Origin of the sequence: Paenibacillus sp. Soil766, from assembly GCF_001428105.1 — a bacterium.
GTDB lineage: Bacteria > Bacillota > Bacilli > Paenibacillales > NBRC-103111 > Paenibacillus_E.
Genome location: NZ_LMSJ01000022.1, coordinates 1 through 697, shown reverse-complemented (window position 1 = coordinate 697; position 697 = coordinate 1). Strand labels below are relative to the sequence as shown.

The 697-nt window shown below is 47.6% G+C and carries 1 protein-coding gene; it reads left to right on the top strand.

Going from position 1 to position 697, the window contains the following annotated elements; translation table 11 throughout:
• Nucleotides 1–392 precede the first annotated feature (392 nt).
• On the top strand, nt 393–697 hold a 305-nt coding region (locus ASG89_RS16940), incomplete at its 3' end, for a family 43 glycosylhydrolase (protein ID WP_157276691.1).

Genomic DNA, 697 nt, shown 5'->3' with positions numbered 1-697 from the left:
CTTGGCCGATGTTACCGGCTCTTCAACGACAGTTCCCGCACAGCTCATCCAATCTAGCGATACGGGCGTCAATAGCCAGCAATGGCAGCTTGTTAAAGTGAATTAAATCGTGCAACAATCTTCATATGAAATGCCTTGAGATGCACGCAGTTCGTGCAGCGATTAAGCGGTTGGGAGGATAGCGACTCCTTCCGGGAGGAGTGTACCTTCATCGATTCCGAGGGCTGAGCGACCCGTCTTGGTCCTCTTTCTTTCCGTATGTATATCCGGATTTGTTTGTTATAGCCGATGGCGCTCATATTCGGATTTCGGCAATCGAGTGTAATCAAGATAAACCCTTTGCGACCTTTCAACTGGCTTATTGAATTTTTTTATAAAACTGGAGGCTCACCATGTCACTAATTCAAGGGATTCACACTATTTTTGCAGGCGACTATCCGGATCCATCTATTGTTAGAGTCGGCCGTCACTATTATATGACGCATTCTTCATTCCACTATACCCCGGGGCTTCTCGTGTGGCATTCCCATAATCTGATCGATTGGGAGCCAATCGGCCACGCGATTCTTGAGCATGTGGGCGGATCGATCATGGCACCAGATTTGATCTATCATAAGGGACTATTTTATATCTATTTTCCAGCCGGCGGAACCAATTGGGTCGTAACAGCAGAATCCCCCGAAGGGCCATGGAGCAA